Raw genomic sequence first — 19,368 nt, forward strand, 5'->3', positions numbered from 1 at the left:
CGTCAGCCTCCCGCAACCGTCAGCCCGTCGATGCGGATGGTCGGCGCATCGGTGCCGCGGCGGAACACGAGGTCGTTCGCCGGAACCAGGCGGGCGAACATGTCCTTGAGGTTGCCCGCCACCGTGATCTCGGCCACCGGCTCGGCCAGCACGCCGCCGCGGATCATGAAGCCGGCAGCGCCGCGGCTGTAGTCGCCGGTCACGGGGTTGATGCCCATGCCGATCAGCTCGGTGATGTAGAGCCCCTCGACGATGTCGCTCATCAGCGCCTCTGGGGTGATCGTTCCGGCGGCAAGCCAGACATTCGTCGTTGCCGGCGAGGGCGGGCCCGCGACGCCGCGCGAGGCGTGGCCGGTGGTGGCAAGCCCCAGCATGCGCGCGGTGCGGCTGTCGAGGATCCAGGTGGTGAGCACGCCGCCCTCGATGATCGCGCGGGCGCGCGTCGCCACGCCCTCGGCGTCGAACGGGCGGGAGCGGAGGCCGCGCGCGCGCGTCGGGTCGTCGTGGATCGCGACGGAGGGGTTGAACAGCGCGGCGCCGAGGCTGTCCTTCAGGAACGAGGTGCCGCGCGCGACGGAGGCGCCGTTGATCGCCGATGTGAGGTGGCCGACCAGGCTGGAGGCGACGCGCGGGTGATACACCACCGGCATGCTCGCGGTCGCCGGCCGGCGTGGGTTCAGCCGTGCGATCGCCTGTTCTCCCGCGCGACGGCCGAGCATCGCCGCATCCTCGAGGTCGGCCAGGTGGGCGGCCGTCGCGTAGTCATAGTCACGCTCCATGCCCGTTCCCTCGCCGGCGACCGCCGTGACGGAGACGGAATGGCTGGTGCGCGCATACGATCCCGCGAACCCGTTGGTCGCGACGATGGCCACCGCCGCGCGGCCGAAGCCTGCCTCGGCCCCCTCCGTGTTGCTGATGCCGGGAACGGCGAGCGCTGCATCCTCGGCCGCCGCGGCGCGGGCGGACAACAGCGTGACATCGGGCGCGGCGTCATCGACGAGATCGAGGGCGGCCAGCCGCGCGGCGAGACCAGCGGCGCCATCGGGTGCCGCCGCCAAGCCCGCGTGCGGGTCCTCGGGCACGGCCTTCGCCATCGCCACCGCACGCTCGGCCAGCCTTGCGAAGCCAGCGGGGCTCGTGTCGGTGGTCGCGACGATCGCCTGGCGCGTGCCGACGAAAACGCGAAGCCCGATATCGCGGCTCTCCGCGCGCTCGACATGCTCGGTGTGGCCGAGGCGCCGCTGCACGGAAAGCGAGGCGCCTTCCGCGAACATCGCATCCGCGGCATCGGCGCCGGCGCGTTTCGCCGCGGCAACGAGGTCGGCGAGGATGCCGAGGCGATCGGGCTCGCTCATGCCGCGAGCTTCCCGGCGATGATCGGCAGGCCCGGCAGCTTCGCCACGGGGCCGACGGCGGCGAGGGTGGGTGCCGCACGGAACATCTTCCGCGCAGCGGCGGCGACGTCATCGGTCGTGACGGCGGCGAGTTTCGCCAGGCTCTCCTCCATCGGGATCACGCGGCCCCAGGTGTGGATGTGGTGCGCGATCTGCTCGCAGCGCGAGCTCGTGCTCTCCAGCGACATCAGCAGCGAGGCCTTCACCTGCGCCTTGGCGCGGCGAAGCTCATCCTCCGTCACCGCCTGCTGCACGGCGGCGAGCTCGCCGAGCACGACGGGAACGAGCTCGGCCACCTCCTTCTCGCCGGTGCCGGCATAGATGCCGAACGTTCCGCCATCGACATACGGCGAGAGGAACGACGAGATGGCATAGACGAGGCCGCGCTTCTCGCGCACCTCCTGGAACAGCCGGCTCGACATGCCGCCGCCGAGCAGCGTCGAGAGCAGGAGCCCTGCGTGGTACTGCGGGTCGTCATATGCCATCGAGGGGAAGCCGAGCACGAGGTGGACCTGGTCAAGCTCCTGCGCCTCGCGGAACTCGCCGCCCGCATAGCGCGCGGGCAGCGGCGCGTCGGCCGAGCCTTCGGGCAGTGCGGTAAAATGCTGCGCGACGAGATCGAGCATCGCCTCGTGCGTGATCGCCCCTGCTGCCGCGACCACGACGCGGTGGGGCGTGTAGTGCTGCCGCATGTAGGAGACGAGCGCCTCGCGCGGCATCGCCTTGATCACGTCCTCGGTGCCGAGGGTGGGCAGGCCCATCGGCTGGTCGGGATAGGCGGTCGTCTGGAAATGATCGAACACGATGTCGTCCGGCGTGTCGTTCGCCTGGCCGATCTCCTGCAGGATCACGCCGCGCTCGCGCTCCAGCTCCTCGGCATCGAACACGCTGTGCTGGAGGATGTCAGCGATGATGTCGGCGGCAAGCGGCGCATCCTCCTTCAGCACCTTGGCGTAGTAGGCGGTGCGCTCGCGCGCGGTGTAGGCGTTGAGGTGCCCGCCGACATCCTCGATCTCCTCGGCGATCTTTGCCGCCGAACGCCTCGCGGTGCCCTTGAAGGCCATGTGCTCGAGGAAGTGGCTCGCGCCATTCTCCTCCGGCCGCTCATGCCGCGTGCCGGCGGCGACATAGGCACCAAGGCTCACCGTGCCGACATGCGGCATGGTTTCCGTCACCACCGTGAGGCCAGATGGAAGGCGCGTGGTGCGGATCGTGTCTGTCATGCGATGTTCCTGGCGGCGTTCCTGAGAGCGTGGCGGCGGACGAAATCCTCCACCGTGGCGAGATCCGCCGGAAGCTCGGTGAAGCGTTCCGGCCGCGTTTCGAGATCGGCGAGCCTTGCGGGCAATGCGGGGCGGCGGCCCGTCGCGCGTTCCACCGCATCGGGGAATTTCGCCGGGTGCGCGGTGGCGGCGACGATGACGGGAATGTCGGGATCGGCCGGCATGTGCGCGCGCGCCGCCGCCACGCCGATCGCGGTGTGCGGATCGGCGAGGTAGCCGTCGGCGTCCAGCCGCGCGATCTCGGCGATCGTTGCGTCATCGTCACACGCCGAGGCGCGGAACAGCGACGTCGCGCGACGCCAGGCGGCATCGGGCACCGGCATGCGCCCCTCGGCGCGGAACCGCGCCATCGCAGCCGACGTCGCCGCCGCGTCACGCTCCATAAGCTCGAACAGCAGGCGTTCGAAATTGCTCGAGACCTGGATGTCCATCGAGGGCGAGAGCGACGGTTCGACGGCGCGCATCGACATGTCGTTGGCGGCGATGAACCGGGCGAGGATGTCGTTGCGGTTCGCACCAAGGATGAGCGAGTGGATCGGCAGCCCCATCCGCCGCGCGGCCCAGGCGGCCAGCACGTTGCCGAAATTCCCCGTCGGCACCGCGAAGGCGACCTGCCGGTCAGGCGCGCCGAAGGTGAGTGCGGCGTGCGCGTAGTAGGCGATCTGTGCGGCCACGCGCGCCCAGTTGATCGAGTTCACCGCCGAAAGCCGCATGGCGTCGCGGAACGCCACGTCGGCGAACATCGCCTTCACGAGGTCCTGGCAGTCGTCGAACGTGCCCTCGACCGCGACGTTGCCGACATTGTGCGAGAGCACCGACGTCATCTGCCGCCGCTGGATCGGGCTGGTGCGGCCCTTGGGGTGGAGGATGACGATGTCGATGTTCGCCCGGTCGCGGCACGCCTCGATCGCGGCAGAGCCCGTGTCGCCCGAGGTGGCGCCGACGATGGTGATGCGGCTGCCGCGGCGGGTGAGGACGTCGTCGAACATCCGGCCCAGCAGCTGGAGCGCGAAATCCTTGAACGCCAGCGTCGGCCCGTGGAAGAGCTCGAGCGCGAAGAGGCGATGGTCAAGCTGCACCAGCGGCGCGACGGCGGGGTGGCCGAAGCCCGCGTAGGCCTCGCGGCAGAGGCGCGTCAGCGTCGCCTGGTCGAAGGCATCGGCGACGAAGGGCTGGAGGATGCGGGCCGTCAGCTCCGGGTACGGCAGGCCGCGCATCGCGCGCCAATCGGCGGGCGAGAAGCTGGGCCAGGCCTCTGGCACGTAGAGCCCGCCATCGGCCGCGAGGCCGGCGAGCAGCGTGTCCTCGAAGCCGAGGATGGGGGCTTGGCCGCGTGTGGAGACATAGCGCATGGCGGCCGGACATTAGGGGGCGGTTGCGCCAAGTGGAAGGGCGCGGGGGTCTTTCCCGCCGTGCAGCGCAAGCGCGGGCAAGGAACCGATGTGCCGCGTCACCCCTCGCCCACAGCAGCGGGGCAACGACTCGCGCGGCTCAGCCGGGAGCGTTGGGCCCGATGGTTTGGCCGGATGGTCAGCCCAGATACCGCGTGCGGATGTGCCGCTCGAAGGCGGCGGGGTCGAGGCCACGGCCGGTGGCGGCGGCGAGCAGCCCGTCGAGGTCGTGCAGCGCGCCTTGCGCATGCACCTTCTCCGCCAGCCAGGCGACGAGCGGCGCGAAGCTGCCCTCGGCCAGCGCCGCCGTGATGCCCGGCCGCTCCGCCACCGCCGCCTGGAACAGCTGCGCGGCCCCCATCGCCCCCAGCGTGTAGGCAGGGAAATAGCCGAAGGCGCCGTCGTACCAGTGGATGTCCTGCAGGCAGCCGCGACGATCATCCGGAACGTCGAGGCCAAGCAGCTCCTTCATCCCCGCATTCCACGCGGCGGGCAGGTCGGCCACAGCAAGGTCACCTGCGACCAGCGCGCGCTCGAGCCGCCAGCGGAGGATGACGTGGGCGGGATAGGTCACCTCGTCCGCCTCGACGCGGATGAAGCCGGGGGCGACGCGGCGCCAGAGGCGGGCGAGGTTCGCGGGCGCATAGGTGGCGGGATCGCCCCCGAAAGCGTGCAGCATCTGCGGCCCGAGCCAGGAGAGGAACGCATCCGACCGCGAGGCCTGCATCTCGATGATCAGGCTCTGGCTCTCATGCGCGGCCATCCCCGCCGCCTCGCCGAGCGGGGAGCGGGCGAACGCCTTGGGCAGGTGCGCCTCATACAGCGCGTGGCCGCATTCGTGCAGCACGCCGAGGATGGCCTGCGCAGGGTCGGCCTCGTCATAGCGGGTGGTGATGCGGATGTCAGAGGGCGTGCCGCCGCAGAAGGGGTGGGTGCTCTCGTCGAGCCTGGCTGCGGCGAAGTCGAGGCCGGCCCGCTCGGCGAGGCTGCGGCAGAGGGCGCGCTGGGCCGACACGGGGAACGGGCCGTGGAGCGGGATGGGGGCAGGATGTGCGGCCTGCCGCTCCAGCACCGCGGGGAGAACCTCGCCCAGCATCGCGGCGAGGGGGCCGAACACCGCCTCGACGCGCGCATCCGTCAGCCCGGGCTGGAACCCGTCCATCAGCGCATCGTATGGCGAGAGGCCGGTTGCGGCGGACAGTGCCGCCGCCTGCTCACGCACCAGCCGCACCACCTCGGCGAGCCTGGGCTGGACGGCGGGGAAATCGGAGGTCCGCCGCGCGTCGCGCCAGGCGGCCTCGCAGGCGGCACAGGCCCGCGCCATCGCCTCGACCAGGTCTGACGGCAGGGCTGTCGCACGGCGATGCTTCCGCCGCATCAGCGCGAGGTTGGCGCGGTCGGCTGCCTCGAGCCGGGCGGCCCCGGCTTCGGCGGCGGCAAGCTCGTCACCGGCGGAAGGCTCCGTCAGCATGCCGTGGGCGACGGCGGCGAGTGCGGCCATCTGCTCGCCGCGGGCCGGCGCCGAGCCAGGGGGCATCATCACCGAGGTGTCCCAGTGCAGGATGGCGGAGGCTTCCTCGAGTGCCGCGAGGCGGGCGAACCGGTCACGCAGGCGGCCGTAGGACGCGATCGCCGTCATGGCTGTTCCTCCTCCTCGTCCTCATCCCGCGGTTTCACCAGCAGGCTTCGCGCCCAGAAGCCGAAGAACCCGACAAGGGCGGCGGCCAGCCCGAACCAGGTGATGGCGTAGCCAAGGTGGTCGTTGCGCGGCTGCGGTGGCCGGCGCTGCGGCACCGGCGGGTCGCCGGCCGGGCCGACGAGGGCGAGCGCGTAGGAGGCGGGCGGGGGGAGGCCGACGGCATCGGCCATCAGGCCGGGCTGCATCGCCCAGAAGCGCCGTTCGGCAGGCTTGTCGTCAGGCGTGAACCAACCGCGGCGCTCGGGCAGCATCAGGAACCCGGTGACGGAGACCTCGCCCGCGGGCTCCGGCACCACGGGGGTGGGCGGAAACGGCACCCAGCCGCGCACGACCCAGAGCGGCTCCGCGCCCGGGCGGAGCAGCGGGGTGGCGAGAAAGGCGCCGATCTGGCGGTTCCGTTCGGCGATGCCGAGGATCACAGACTTGTCGTGTGCGAAGGTGCCTGTCGTGGTGAAGCGGCGGAAAGCAAGCGCCGCCGGCTCATCGATGCGCAGCGGCAGTGCCTCGGGCGGTGCTGCCTCGCCCGCGCGGAGCTGTTCGATCCAGGCGTTCTTCCACGCCAGCCGCTGCACCTGCCAGGTGCCGAGCGACAGCAGGACGACAAGCACCACCGCCGAGGCCAGCCCAGGCCACAGCAGCACACGCCAAGGGGGAGAAGCAGTGTTCATCGGTTAGAGATGGGGCCGAAGCAGGCCGCCGCAGGGTCACTCCCGGCAAGATCGCGTTTGAGAATTCGCTGCCGTGAGTCGCATGGCGCGGTTTTCGAGAACCGGCGCGCAGCGGCCTTGCAGGCCGTGAGCACCGGAAGCGCAGAGAACCAAAGCCAGGCGGCCCAGAAAGTCACTTGGGGGCAGTAGAATTCGCAAATGCGATCTCAGTGGGGGGCGATCTCGCCGGCCCCCCAGATATAGATGGCGACGAACAGGAACAGCCACACCACGTCGACGAAGTGCCAGTACCAGGCGGCCGCCTCGAAGCCGAAATGCCGTTCGGGCGTGAAGTGGCCCTTCATCGCGCGGAACAGGCACACGGTGAGGAAGATCGTGCCGACGATCACGTGGAAGCCGTGGAAGCCCGTGGCAAGGAAGAAGGTGGAGGGATAGACGCCGCCGGTGAACTTGAACGGCGCGATCGAATACTCGTAGGCCTGGATCGCCGAGAAGGCGAGGCCGAGCCCGACCGTCACGGCGAGACCGAGGACGAGGCCCTTCCGGTCGCCGTGGATCAGCGAGTGATGCGCCCAGGTGACCGTGCAGCCCGAGAGCAGCAGGATCAGCGTGTTCAGCAGCGGCAGGTGCCAGGGGTCGAAGGTCAGCGTCCCCGGCGGCGGCCAGATCGCCTTGTCGTACACCCCGTCGGCCAGGTGGGTCGGGAAGATCGCGAAGTGGAAGAAGGCCCAGAAGAAGGCGACGAAGAACATCACCTCGGAGGCGATGAACAGGATCATGCCGTAGCGGAGGCCGATCCGGACGACGGGGGTGTGCAGGCCCGGCGTGCGGCTCTCCTTCAGCACGTCGCGCCACCAGAGGAACATGGTCAGGAGCACGGCGGCGAGGCCGGCCGCGAGGAAGATCCACGTCTGGAAATGCATCAGTTCGATCGCGCCGAAGGCAAGCAGGCCCGCCGAGGCGGCACCGACGATCGGCCAGGGAGAGGGGTCAACCAGGTGATAGGGCTGCTTGATCCCGGAAGGTTCGATCGTGTCGCCGTGGCTGTCTGCCATCGTCCTCAACCCTGCTGCATCGCGGTGCGTCGCGCGCGCATCAATCCCCGAAATCGGGGCGCGGATCAAGCAGGGCGCGCTGGCCTTCCTTCCTGCGCTGGGGTCATTCCTCGGGCTTGCAGCGTGCGGGGCGCGGTCGGCGCGCCTCGGCATGGCCCGTCGCGGCGAGCCGCGCGAGCCCCTGCGCGCCGATGCGATAGGTGATGCGGTCACCTTCCGTCGCCCCGAGGGCGCGATAGGCGGCGCGGGCGAGCGCGTTGCCACGGTCGGTCACCCATTCCAGCCGCTCGCAGCCGGCATCGATCGCCGCCTGCGCCACGCCGGCGACCAGGGTGCGGGCCACGCCGGCGCCGCGGGCCTCGGGCAGCACGAACAGGTCCTTGAGGTACATGACGTCGCGGAACCTGGTGCCGGGGAACAGCGGGGCGAACAGCGTGATGCCGATGAACCTGGGTCTGGGCGAGGGACCAGCCGCAAGGGCGACGAGGCAGCGTGCCGGCGCATGACCGCCGAGCAGGCGGGCGGTAGCCGCCGCCGCCTCGTCGTCGGTCACGGCGGTGTCGTAGTGCCGCTCCATCGCCGCGAGGATCGCGGCAAGCGCCTCGGATTCCCCAGCGGCAGGCGGGCGGACCTCGAAAAGAATATCGACGGCCATGGCTTCACCTGACGCGACGACACGCGGAAAGCAAGCCGTCACCGCGTGATGTGCGACACTTGCACCGAAATATGACGCACTCTCTGTGGACGCAACATTGTCGTTTGCCATGGTCCTCACCCCCGGTGTGGCGCCAGCCAGGCGCGCAATAACGACTACGCACGCACCCCCCGCGCGGATGCAGGGCGCAATGGGAGAATCGTCATCGCACCGATGGCGCGAGGGAGCGGCAGGGCCAAAGTCCAACCGGACATCGCCACGCTGACACGTGTCAGAAGTAGGCGATCGCCCGCCCAGACGCCGCCACGGAGAGCCAGAGCACGGCGGAACAGGCCGCCGAGGCGCGCGCGAGCCCACCCACGGGGGAGGCGAGATCGGCCTGCGCGATCACGTGGAACAGCGCGACGTTGGCGCCGGCAAGCAGCAGCAGCACAGCCTTGACCAGGAAGGCGGGGTTGCCCACGACATGCGTCGCATCCGCAGCCAGCATCACCACGCCGGACGCGGCCGCCGCCGCGAAGCCGGCGCGGGCGAGCGGCAGGATCAGCCGTCCTGCCTCGGCCAGAGGAATGCCGCGTGCGACACCAAGCACGCGCAGGTCAAACGCCAGGATGCCGCCGACCAGCACGGCAAGGCCGAGAACATGCGCGATTGACACGACAGGGTAGAGCCAGAGGCTGTTCCGCGCCGCCTCGCCAAGCCCGCTCGCCTCGAGCCAGGCGGCCCAGGCGACGGGCGCTGCCTCGCGCGCGTGCTCGTCCATGGCCCGACCGGCCGCTCAGCGCAGCTGCGTGACCTGCGTACCGACCTTCATCCACTCAGCGCGAAGCTCGGTCGCGATCGTGCGATGCGGATAACCCATCACCTCGACCTCCTCGCCGACCACCAGGGCACTGCCGGGGAGCTGCCGGTTGGTCATGCGGAACGGGGGTGCCAGGACCACCTCCCACGTCTTGTCGGGTGTCTTGAGCCACACCGTGGCGTGCGGGTTGCTGAACACGACCCGCTCGATCACGCCCTTCAGCGTCTGCGGGCTCTGCGCGTCATAGCTGCCCCAGCCGTGATGGGCGGCCGTCTGGGTGGTGACGACGGCGGCGGGCACTCCGGCGAGCAGAGCGGCGAGGATGGCGCGTCGATGGGTCATGGGTGTCTCCTCCGGCTTCGGGGAAGATGGCGCGGCACCGGCGGTTCGTGAACCTGCGCGCGCGGATGCGTGATCACGGCACCATGATCATCGGCGGAGGCTGTGCATCAGGATCCCGGCAGCGACCGAGACGTTGAGGCTGTCGAGCGCACCGCCGCCGGCGATGGTCGCGCGTGCCTCGCACGCAGCGACCGTGGCCGCAGACAGCCCCGTCTCCTCGTTGCCGAGCACCAGAGCGACAGGCCGGTCACGCGGCAGCGTCGCGGGGTCGACGCCGCCGGCGGCAACCGCGGCGACGGTGAGGTAGGCCGGCGCGATCGCCGCGAGCGCTGCCGGCAGGTCGGCCGCCCGGGCGACGAGAAGGTGCTCGAGCCCGCCTTCGGAGACGCGATAGGCGGCATCCGTCGGCGCTGCCTGGCGTGGATCGGCCGAGATCACCAGGCGGTCGAGGCCAAGGAAGGCGGCGCTGCGCGCGATCGCGCCGAGGTTATTGGCGTTGCCGATGCCATCCAGCACCAGCAGAAGCCGGCACTTCGCGGCGTTGGCGATCGCCGCTGCCGGGTCGAAGGCCGGCACCGCCTTGGGCCTGGCGATCGCGAGGATCCCGCCATGCAGCTTCGAGCCCGCGACGCGATCGAGCTCCTCGCGGGGCACCATGCGGTAGGGCTTCCGTGCGGCGGCCAGCAGCTTGCACCAGGGCCCTGCCGTCTCGCGGAGGCGCTCCTCGTAGAACAGCCGCTCGACGCGCTGTGGCGAGCGGGCAAAGAGCGCGGCGACGGCGGGGATGCCACCGATGCGCAGCACGTCGCGCGGGTCCTGCTCCTCCCGCGGCTGGGCACGGAGGACGAGCGGCGCGGGCCTGCTCTCGCGCCACTCGCGCCGGCCCCCGCCTGGCGTGTCGGGCGTCGGGCGATCAGGGCTCGATGGTGGCGGGCGCGGTGCCATGGCGCACGGACCCTACGCACTCGCGACCCGCTTGGGGAGGGGGGTCACGCAGAGACGAGGAGTGCCAGGTGAGTGAGGATGGCGCGCTGTGTCGGCGCCCGGCCTACAGCATCAGCTCCGCCATCACCGGCACGTGGTCTGACGCCTGGGGCCAGTCGCGCGCATCCTTCAGCACCGTCGCGTCCTTCAGCGCCCCGCGCAGGTCGGGCGTCAGCCACACATGGTCGAGACGCCGGCCGCGATCGGACAGCCGCCAGTCGCGGTTGCGGTAGGACCACCACGTGTAGAGCTTCTCCGGCACCGGAACGATCGCGCGCGCGGCATCGACCCAGCCGCCCGAAGTCGCCTGCCAGCGCAGCAGCCCTTCGGTCTCGACCGGCGTGTGCGAGACGACATCGAGCAGCTGGCGGTGGCTCCAGACATCATCGGGGAGTGGTGCGATGTTGAGGTCACCAACCAGCACGCTGCGACCACGGTCTGCGGCGCCGGCCGCGAACCACGTCGTTGCCTCGGCCACGAAGTCGAGCTTGTGGCGGAATTTCGGGTTGGCCTCCGGATCGGGGATGTCGCCACCGGCCGGCACGTAGAAGTTATGGACGCGCAACGGACCGCCGGCGAGGTCGATGTCGGCGGCGATGTGGCGGCAATCGTCCTTGCTGCACCAGTCGGGCGCGCCGTCCACCGCGGCGAGCGGGTGGCGCGAGAGGATGGCCACGCCATTGTAGCCCTTCATCCCGCGCATCAGCACGTGGCGGAAGCCGAGTCGCTTGATGTCGGCCAGCGGGAAGAACTCATCCGGGCTCTTGGTTTCCTGCAGACACAGCACGTCGGGCTCGAGGGCGGCGACGAGGTCGCCGACCCGTGGCAGGCGGAGCCTGACCGAGTTGATGTTCCAGGTGGCGATTCGGAAGGGGCGGGGACGTTTGGCCATGCCGCCTGCATAGACCACGCGTGCGCGTCGGCAAAATCCCGCGGCGTCAACCTGGCGGCGGAAATCGATGCATCGCAGCCACGCGCATGGTTCGGACAGTCGAACGATGTCCAGAACTGAGACAAGTGTCTTATTTGCGAGACGCGTCGACTACAGAAATAAGACAACAAGAAAGCGCCCGGTTAGGGGGGTAACCGGGCGCCGCTTGTTCCGTACGGAACCCGCAAGGTTCGGCAGGGGAAACCGGTCCTTGCGGTACTTCGGCGATTAATCACGCCGATGACTGACAGGATACTTGAACGACGAAGCAGTGCAACCCGGAAATGGTGCGGCTGCACAACTCTGCACGCGTCCAGACCCAGCGAACCGGGCCGTCCACCAATGCGATAGTTGGGATGGAGCCGCTCTATCTCGGCGCGATCATTCCGCGGCAATCCGGCGGGTCGACACGCCCCCGCGTGCGGCTGCGTAGCGCGCCACGGCCTCGGCGAAGGAAGCGAAGATCGCGCGCGAGGCGCTGTCGGTCTCGAAGTCGTATTCCGGATGCCACTGCACCCCGAGCGCGAAGCCGCGCGCGCCGGCAACCCGCACCGCCTCGATCGTGCCGTCGGGCGCCGAGGCCTCGACCACCAGGCCAGCGGCCAGACGCGCGATGCCCTGGTTGTGCAGGCTGTTCACCGCCAGCGTCTCGCCACCGACGATACCGGCCAGCACCGCGTTCGGCGCAAGCCGCACCGTGTGCGCCTTGGCGATGCGCACCGGCGCGAAGCCCTGTTCCGACGGCGTTGAATGGTCCATCCGGCCGGGGAGGTCCTGGATGCGCTGATCGAGCGTGCCGCCGAGGGCCACGTTCAGCTCCTGCATGCCGCGGCAGATGGCGAGCACGGGCACGCCACACGCGATCGCGGTGCGGATCAGCGGCAGCGTCACCGCATCGCGGGCGGGGTCTTCCGGCACGCCATCGGGGTGCGGCGGGCCGCCATAGAGCGAGGGCAACACGTTCGACGGGGAGCCGGTCAGGATCAGCCCATCGAGGCGGGCGAGGAAGCCCTCGACATCGGCACGCTCGCCCATCGCGGGGATCAGGCAAGGCAGGCCGCCGACGACGAGATCGACCGCGCGGACATAGGTGTCGGACACGGCGTGGTTCGGGCGCGCGTAGGTGCCGAAGGGCTTCACGCAGCAGGAGATGCCGATCAGCGGTTTCATCGAGATGGCTTCATCGCGGGGTCGTTGCTGCCTCGTCGTCGCTTCGCCGTGTGGTGCGCCGTCGTTGTGCTTCTTGGGTCACAATGGACCAACAGTATTGATGTTCGATTGCGGCGCCGTAAAGGCGTGCCCTGCATGCACCCGTATCGCAGCAGCACTGCTAACGCGGCTGCGGCACACCGAAATCGGGCGCGACGAAACGGAACAGCGCCTGGTCGATCCTGACCCCCGTCTCGATCTCGAACAGCGTCACCCGCACCTCGCGCCCCTGAGCATCCACCACCGTCCACTGCCTGAGCTCGAGCGGCGTGTCGGCGAAGGTCAGCGTCAGGCTGCCCTCGGCCGGGCTCGACCGCTTCACCACGGTGATGCGCAGCAACCCCTCGCCGCGTACGACCGCCGTCACGCGGCCCTCGCCGCCATCAAGCTGCACACGCTCGGCCAACAGCGTGCCGAGCGGCGTGGCGCCGAGCGGCAGCGCGCTCTGCTGGTTCACGGCGCGGTCGAAGAAGGTGACGATCGTGCCGTCGGACACGACCAGGATGGTCGAGGGCGGATCATAGGCGAAGCGTGCCCGCCCGGGCCGCTGCATCCAGACCGTACCCTGCGCCGTGCCGCCACGCGCATCGGCCTGCAGGAAGCGCGCCTTCAGCGTGCGCACCCCGGCAAGCGTCGCCTCCGCCCGCGCGATCGCTGCCCTGTCGGCCTCGGTCAGCGCGGCTGGCGCTGGCCGCGCGGCAGGCCGCTGGACTGGCTGGCCCAGGACGGGCGACGGCGGGAGGAGGGCGGCGGCCAGGGCGGCGCCGGCGACGGCGAGGCTGTCACGACGATGCATCGGGCGAGTGTAGCAGCGGGCCGGCGGGGCGCCCACTCATGCCGGCCGGAGCGGGCGGCGGCGCCCATCTCAGGGGGAATTGATTCGTTTGAGAGCTCGCAAACCGGGCGCCACGAGATTTGTTTGCGCTCAAGGGTTGCGCAACACGATGGGTAATTCGCTTGAGAGGCCCACGCGATCGCGTGTAGTTGTGCAGGCATCGTTCATCCCCACCCCAGAGGGCGCCCATGGCGAGCTACGTGCTGTTCTCCCGCACCGCCAGCTTCAGCGGCACGCGCAACGCCTGGGACGTCGCCGGCCATGGCGGGTTCGGCGGATCGCTCGGCGGCACCTCCGCGTTCGACGGCGGCCCCGAGGGCTTCGTCAACGGCACCGGCAGCCTTTTCGACCTCTCCGGCGGGCCCTCCGCCGCCCTCGTCACCGCCGCTACCGCCGGCCGCGCGCTGACCACCTCCGGCGGCGCCAGCTTCACCGCCGGGCCGGTGCTCGACACCTTCTCCGTCGGCCCCGACGCGCTCGTCATCGCGCTCGAGGACAGCGACTGGAACGCGATCAAGAATCTGGAGCTTGTGCTGCGGACCGACGATCTCGTCGAGAAGGTGACGATCGAGAACTTCGTCGATGTGCGCCTGAAGCTCGGCGACGGGATCAAGACGCCCTCGGGCCGCACCTACGAGGTCGAGGTGCTGAACGCCAAGCGCGGCGAGATCGATGCGAGCGACCTCGACGGCGGCCTCGTGCTCACGCTCACCACCTCCTCGAACGACGCGACATGGGTGAACACGTTCATCGTCACCGGCTCGGATTTCGATGACGCGGTGAGCTACGGCGCGGGCGAGAGCTTCGTCGGCGCGGGCGGGCTCGTCGTGGTCGGCGGCGCCAATGCCACCATCGAAACGAACCTCGGCGGCGACAGCGGCAGCTTCGCCACGCTCCTCGCCTACGGCTACGACAGCGGCGCCAACACCGCCGCGGTGATCGCCGACTGGGAGGGCGATGGCGCTGTCATCGCCGCCAATGGCCGCATCACCTCGCACCTCTCGGTGCCCGCCACCTTCCTCTCGCCCGCGGCGATCGGCTTGGGCATCCGCGGCACCGACGACCGCAGCTTCGAGATCGACGGGCCTGACGTGTTCAGCGTCACCATCGGCGGGGATTTCGCTGGCACAAAGGCGTCGAAGGTGACAATCGACCTTTCGTTATTTTACCAGAACGAACTGATCCAGCAGCTTGGCCCGGCTGGCTTCGAGGGTGCCGTCGTCACGCTGTACGACGAGGGGGTGGAGGTGTTCTCGGGCAGCTTCGCCTCGCTGAGCGGCGACCAGTATTCCAGGACGAAGCCGGGCCTCAGCCAGATCGTGATCGACGGGGCGGGCGACTTCGTGTTCGACACGGTGGCGCTGTCGGCGGTCACGGACCCGACGCGGTCTGATCCACATGACTTCCTCGTCCGCGGCATCATCTTCGAGGGCGTGTTCGCCGCGGGCGGCGACACCGCTGACCTCGGGCCTGGCCGCGACATCGTCACCTACGATGCGACGGATGCGGAGAACGGCGTCGATACGCTCACCGGCTTCGATGCCGCGGTGGACGAGATCCGCATCGATACCGCCGATGGCACGGGTGCTGGCGTGAGCGTGGCCGAGGCCTTCGGCGACACGGTGATCACCTTCGCCAACGATGCCGCCAAGGCGATCATCCTCAAGGGCGTCACCGGCCTCGTTGCCGGCGACGACTACGTCTTCTTCTGATGGGCGTGTTCGCGCGCAGCGATCCGCCGCCGCCACAGGTCCGCCAGCACCGCGACGGCTGACCACGCCGCCATCGCCATTGCCATCGGCCGTGCCGTGCCGTCAGCCGCGAGTGCCACGATCGTTCCACTGACGGCGCCGAACCCGAACGTCATCGTCCCCGACAGCGCCGAGGCGCTGCCCGCGCGATGGCCCTGGCGCGAGAGCGAGAGCGCGGTGCCGTTCGGCCCGATGAAGCCGAGCGCTGCCATCGCCGCCGCAACCGGCGCGGCCAGTGCGAGCGGATGCGCCACGCCCGACAGCCCGACGACGAGCAGCGCTGCCGACGCCAGGCCGAGCCCGATCACGCCGAAGCCGAGCAGGCGTGCGGGACTTGCCCGCCCAAGCGCCCAGGCATTGACCTGCGCGAAACCGATGAAGAACGCCGCGTTCGCGCCGAACAGGGCGGCATAGGCACCGGTGCTGAGCCCGCCCAGCCGCATGAACGCATCGGCCGAGCCGGCAATATAGGCGAACAGACCGCCGAAGCCGGCGCAGGCCGACAGCGCGGGCGCGAGGTAGGACGGGTCGCGCAGGATGGCGGCATAGGTGATGACGATGCCAGCGGGCGTATCGCGCCGCCTGCGGCCCGGCGGCAGCGTCTCGGGCAGCGCGCGCCAGACGAGAAGCACGCAGACAAAGCCGTAGACGGCCAGCAGCCAGAAGATGATCCGCCAGTTCCCGACGACGAGCGCGAGACCGCCGAGCGATGGCGCGAGGATTGGGGCCGCCCCCATCACGAGCACCAGCCGGCTCATCATCCGCGCCGCTTCCGTTCCCTCGGCGATGTCGCGCACCACCGCGCGAGGGATCACCATCCCCGCCGATCCACCGAAGGCGGCGAGCGCGCGGAAGGCGGAGAACGACGTTGCGTCGGGCGCCAGCGCGCAGCCGATCGTGGCCAGCGTATAGAGCAGCGAGCCGGCGATCAGCGGCCGGCGCCGGCCGAGCCTGTCGGCCAGCGGCCCCTGCGCCATCTGCCCGATCGCGATGCCGATGAAGAACGCCGCGAGCGTCGCCTGCGCGATGCCCGGGCTGCCGCCGAACTCGGCCTCGATGGCAGGGAAGGCGGGCAGGTACATGTCGATCGAGAGCGGGCCCACCGCCGTGAGCGTGCCGAGGATGAGCACGAGCCTGATGCGCGAGGGCAGGGAGGGAAGTGCGTGCGCATCGGCCATCGGCGCAGTGTCGCCGACACGCGCGCGGATGGCGAGCGTGCCGCAGTGCAACACAGCCTCACGTTAACGCTCGATCAACCAGGCATCGTCAGGATCAGGCATGGTGAGTGGGTGGCAGGAGGCTCCAACATGGCGTTCGAGCGGATCCTCGCCGCATTTCGCGCCGCCACCTGGCGGCAGGAGGCGGCAAAGCCTGGGCGGCAGATTGCAGGGATGATCGCGGCGGATCAGCAGCCGCCGCTTTCGACTGCACCGATTGCAGGAGCGCTGACGGGAGCGGATCGTGCGGCCTTCTTCGCCGCGCTGCGCCGCAAGGCCGACAGTCGCGCCGCAGACCTTGGCACACGGGTGCGCTGACGAGGGCCAGGCGCGGTGCCGACCGCAGCACCGCCCGATCCGACGGACCCCGGAGCCGGATCCAGCAGGTCGGGCGCTTCCCTACGCCCGCGCCTGCGTGATCACGCCGTACCAGCCCAGGCCCCGATAGGTCTCGTAGCCGGGCGTGCGATGCCAAGCCCAGAGCGTGCCCCTGGCATCGACCAGGGTGCCATGCTCGCCACTGATCACGCCAGCCGGCACGGTCTCCTGCAGCAGCCCCTGGCGGTCGGACGCGCCGATCACCCGGCCCTTGCCATCGGCCAGCAGCGCGCGGGTGCGGCCACGCTCCGCCTCGGTCAGCCGTACGCCGGAGACCACTGCCTGGGCCTGCGGCTCCCAATCGAAATGGATGCCGAGGACGCCAAGCACGCGCCCCCGCGCCGACCCGCCTTCGCGGATCGCGGCGCTGTAGGTCGCCACCGCCGCGCCGTCGAGCGCGGGCTCACGGACGATGTCGGCCACCGCGTAGTCATCGCCGCTGGCGGTGGCTTTCGCGTCGATGAACCACTGCGCGCGCGACACGTCATGCCCGAGCACGCCGCGGTACCGGTCGGGCCTGCCATGGGCGATCACGCGGCCCTCGGCATCGGCGACCCAGAGGTCGAGATAGACGGTGTAGGCGCCGAGGATGATGCCGAGGCGCCCGGCCCCATGCGCGCAGGTCGCGGCGTCGGGCGTCGTGACGGCGGCGACGATGGCGGCGTCGGTCGCCCACCAGCGCACGTCGCAGGTGCGTTCGTAGAGGTTGCGGTCGATGATCTCGATCGCGTTCAGCGCCAGGTCGATCATCCGCCCGCCGCGGACCTCCTCGGCCATGCGGATGCCGAGTCGCTGCATCGCCACGAGCGTCGCGCGCAGCTCGGCGTCCATCTCGGTGGCGAGGCGCTGCACCTCGGTCGCGACCGTCTTCACCTCGGCCGCCACGACGCCGAACCCCTTGCCGGCATCACCGGCCCGCGCCGCCTCGATCGTCGCGTTGAGCGCCAGCATGCGCGTCTGCGCGGTGATGCGGCGGATCTCCTCCGCCTTGCGCGTCGCCGTCGTTTCCGCACGCGCGGCGAGCATGACGACATTCTCCGGGCTCGCGACGTGATCCTCCTCGGAACCAAGCACACGCGCCGTACTCGTCGCCATCATGATGCCCCCGCTGAACTGCCCAAATCCGCGGGGCTTCTTGACGGATATCAATGTCGGAACGGTTAAGGCCGGCCGCAGCACCTCGCCCAGGCGCGGATCAATCCTCGTTCGTGCGCCTGACGAGAATCTCCCGCTTGCCGACATGGTTCGGCGGGCCGACCACGCCCTCCTTCTCCATCCGCTCGATCAGGCGTGCGGCGCGGTTGTAGCCGATCTGGAGGTGACGCTGGATGAAGCTGGTCGAAGCCTTGCCCTCGCGCGCGACCAGCGCCACCGCCTGGTCGTACAGCGAGGTCTCGTCGCCCTCGTCGCCGATGGGTCCGTCGAGCCCGAGCGTCGGCGTTCCCGCACCCGCGTCGGCGATGGTCGCCTCCGCCTCCGTCACCTCCTCGACATAGTCAGGCTCGCCCATGCTGCGGAGGTGGGCGACCACGCGCTCGACCTCGCTGTCGGACACGAAGGGGCCGTGCACGCGCACGATGCGGCCGCCATCGCCCATGCGCAGCATGTCGCCCTGGCCGAGCAGCTGTTCCGCGCCCTGCTCGTTCAGGATGGTGCGGCTGTCGACCTTGCTCACCACCCGGAACGAGATGCGGGTGGGGAAGTTCGCCTTGATCACGCCGGTGATGACGTCGACCGAGGGGCGCTGCGTCGCCATCAGGATGTGGATGCCGGCAGCGCGCGCCATCTGCGCGAGCCGCTGCACGGTCGCCTCGATCTCCTTGCCGGCCACCAGCATCAGATCGGCCATCTCGTCGACGACGATGACGATGAAGGGCAGCGGGTCGAGCGCGAGCGGCTGGTCCTCGTAGGTCGGCTTGCCCGTTTCGGGGTCGAAACCGGTCTGCACGCGGCGGTGGATCGTCTCTCCCTTCGCCCGCGCCTCTGCCACGCGCGCGTTGTAGCCGCCCACGTTGCGCACGCCGAGCTGGCTCATCAGCCGGTAGCGGCGCTCCATCTCGCGCACGGCCCATTTGAGCGCACCGACCGCCTTGGCGGGTTCGGTGACGACGGGGGCGAGCAGATGCGGGATCCGGTCATACACCGAGAGCTCGAGCATCTTCGGGTCGATCATGATGAGCCGGCACTCCTCGGGGGAGAGGCGCATCACGAGCGAGAGAATCATCGTGTTGATCGCGACCGACTTGCCCGAGCCGGTGGTGCCCGCGATCAGCAGATGCGGCATGGCGGCGAGGTCGACGATCTCGGGTGCGCCGGAGATGTCCTTGCCGAGTGCCAGGTTCAGCCGCCCGCGCGCGCGCACCCAGGCCTCTGAGGAGAACATCTCGGCGAGCCACACGGTCTCGCGCCGCGAGTTCGGCATCTCGATGCCGATGGCGTTCTTGCCGGGAACGACCGCGACGCGCACCGACAGCACGCTCATTGACCGCGCGATGTCATCGGCCAGCCCGATGACGCGGGATGACTTCGTGCCGGGCGCGGGCTCGAGCTCGTAGAGCGTGACGACGGGGCCGGGGCGGATCGCGGTGATCTTTCCCTGCACGCCGAAATCGGCCAGCACGCCTTCGAGCAGCCGCGCGTTGGCCTGGAGGCTCTCCTCGCTCGGCCGGCCCGGCCGGTGCACGGGTGGTTCGGCCAGCAGGGTGAGCGGCGGCGGGGCCCAGCCGCCGCCGGCAAGCGGCAGGGCGCCCTGCCCGGCCCCTGCCGCACGGCGC

18 protein-coding genes are annotated in these 19,368 nt (G+C 70.2%); 2 read left to right on the plus strand and 16 right to left on the minus strand.

The annotated features are described in order from the left end of the window. Positions 1–2: 2 nt before the first annotated feature. From Q0C38_RS15785 to Q0C38_RS15845, 13 genes are all read right to left on the minus strand, one after another. On the minus strand, positions 3–1,355 hold the full coding sequence (locus Q0C38_RS15785; RefSeq protein WP_291298072.1) for a TldD/PmbA family protein: 1,353 nt from the start codon (positions 1,353–1,355) through the stop codon (positions 3–5). Next, positions 1,352–2,617 (minus strand): pitrilysin family protein, encoded by a 1,266-nt coding sequence (locus tag Q0C38_RS15790; protein ID WP_291298073.1) that lies wholly within the window; start codon positions 2,615–2,617, stop codon positions 1,352–1,354. Before Q0C38_RS15790 ends, Q0C38_RS15785 begins: the two co-directional genes overlap by 4 nt. Next, complete coding sequence (gene thrC, locus Q0C38_RS15795; protein WP_291298074.1) at positions 2,614–4,029, minus strand: threonine synthase; 1,416 nt, start codon at positions 4,027–4,029, stop codon at positions 2,614–2,616. Before thrC ends, Q0C38_RS15790 begins: the two co-directional genes overlap by 4 nt. 178 nt (positions 4,030–4,207) lie before the next feature. Then, the gene (locus Q0C38_RS15800) at positions 4,208–5,707 is read right to left on the minus strand and encodes a carboxypeptidase M32 (RefSeq protein WP_291298075.1); all 1,500 of its coding nucleotides are present in this window, start codon (positions 5,705–5,707) and stop codon (positions 4,208–4,210) included. After that, on the minus strand, positions 5,704–6,435 hold the full coding sequence (locus Q0C38_RS15805; protein ID WP_291298076.1) for an SURF1 family protein: 732 nt from the start codon (positions 6,433–6,435) through the stop codon (positions 5,704–5,706). The genes Q0C38_RS15800 and Q0C38_RS15805 overlap by 4 nt, the downstream gene beginning before the upstream one ends. A 206-nt stretch (positions 6,436–6,641) precedes the next feature. Then, the gene (locus Q0C38_RS15810; protein ID WP_291298077.1) at positions 6,642–7,490 is read right to left on the minus strand and encodes a cytochrome c oxidase subunit 3; all 849 of its coding nucleotides are present in this window, start codon (positions 7,488–7,490) and stop codon (positions 6,642–6,644) included. A 103-nt stretch (positions 7,491–7,593) separates the two neighbouring features. Next, positions 7,594–8,145 carry a GNAT family N-acetyltransferase gene (locus Q0C38_RS15815; protein WP_291298078.1) on the minus strand — a complete coding sequence of 184 codons (552 nt, stop codon included), beginning with the start codon at positions 8,143–8,145 and terminating at the stop codon, positions 7,594–7,596. 271 nt (positions 8,146–8,416) lie between these two features. Next, a complete protein-coding gene (locus Q0C38_RS15820; protein ID WP_291298079.1) occupies positions 8,417–8,908 on the minus strand; it encodes a DUF6644 family protein in 492 nt (163 codons plus the stop codon). Positions 8,909–8,923: 15 nt separating this feature from the next. Further along, the gene (locus Q0C38_RS15825) at positions 8,924–9,289 is read right to left on the minus strand and encodes a DUF6152 family protein (protein WP_291298080.1); all 366 of its coding nucleotides are present in this window, start codon (positions 9,287–9,289) and stop codon (positions 8,924–8,926) included. An 87-nt stretch (positions 9,290–9,376) separates the two neighbouring features. Then, positions 9,377–10,234 carry an RNA methyltransferase gene (locus Q0C38_RS15830; protein WP_291298081.1) on the minus strand — a complete coding sequence of 286 codons (858 nt, stop codon included), beginning with the start codon at positions 10,232–10,234 and terminating at the stop codon, positions 9,377–9,379. 103 nt (positions 10,235–10,337) lie between these two features. Next, the gene (locus Q0C38_RS15835; RefSeq protein WP_291298082.1) at positions 10,338–11,165 is read right to left on the minus strand and encodes an exodeoxyribonuclease III; all 828 of its coding nucleotides are present in this window, start codon (positions 11,163–11,165) and stop codon (positions 10,338–10,340) included. Between the two features lie 420 nt (positions 11,166–11,585). Next, a complete protein-coding gene (locus Q0C38_RS15840) occupies positions 11,586–12,374 on the minus strand; it encodes a gamma-glutamyl-gamma-aminobutyrate hydrolase family protein (RefSeq protein WP_291298083.1) in 789 nt (262 codons plus the stop codon). Positions 12,375–12,534: 160 nt separating this feature from the next. After that, the gene (locus tag Q0C38_RS15845; RefSeq protein WP_291298084.1) at positions 12,535–13,209 is read right to left on the minus strand and encodes an outer-membrane lipoprotein carrier protein LolA; all 675 of its coding nucleotides are present in this window, start codon (positions 13,207–13,209) and stop codon (positions 12,535–12,537) included. 227 nt (positions 13,210–13,436) lie between these two features. Between Q0C38_RS15845 and Q0C38_RS15850 the strand changes: the two genes are divergently transcribed. Continuing rightward, positions 13,437–14,960: a hypothetical protein gene (locus Q0C38_RS15850; protein WP_291298085.1), complete on the plus strand. Its 1,524-nt coding sequence runs from the start codon at positions 13,437–13,439 to the stop codon at positions 14,958–14,960. Here Q0C38_RS15850 and Q0C38_RS15855 read toward each other — a convergent pair. Next, on the minus strand, positions 14,945–16,177 hold the full coding sequence (locus Q0C38_RS15855; RefSeq protein ID WP_291298086.1) for a multidrug effflux MFS transporter: 1,233 nt from the start codon (positions 16,175–16,177) through the stop codon (positions 14,945–14,947). The genes Q0C38_RS15850 and Q0C38_RS15855 overlap by 16 nt on opposite strands. Before the next feature lie 129 nt (positions 16,178–16,306). Between Q0C38_RS15855 and Q0C38_RS15860 the strand changes: the two genes are divergently transcribed. Beyond that, positions 16,307–16,534: a hypothetical protein gene (locus tag Q0C38_RS15860; RefSeq protein ID WP_291298087.1), complete on the plus strand. Its 228-nt coding sequence runs from the start codon at positions 16,307–16,309 to the stop codon at positions 16,532–16,534. Positions 16,535–16,615: 81 nt separating this feature from the next. On the opposite strand, the gene Q0C38_RS15865 is transcribed toward Q0C38_RS15860, so the two are convergent. Together Q0C38_RS15865 and Q0C38_RS15870 are read right to left on the minus strand one after the other, a co-directional pair. Next, positions 16,616–17,689 carry a methyl-accepting chemotaxis protein gene (locus Q0C38_RS15865; protein ID WP_291298088.1) on the minus strand — a complete coding sequence of 358 codons (1,074 nt, stop codon included), beginning with the start codon at positions 17,687–17,689 and terminating at the stop codon, positions 16,616–16,618. 100 nt (positions 17,690–17,789) lie between these two features. Then, on the minus strand, positions 17,790–19,368 hold a 1,579-nt coding region (locus Q0C38_RS15870; protein ID WP_291298089.1), incomplete at its 5' end, for a DNA translocase FtsK.

The sequence above is a fragment of the Elioraea sp. genome (assembly GCF_022842375.1).
Classification (GTDB): domain Bacteria; phylum Pseudomonadota; class Alphaproteobacteria; order Acetobacterales; family Acetobacteraceae; genus Elioraea_A.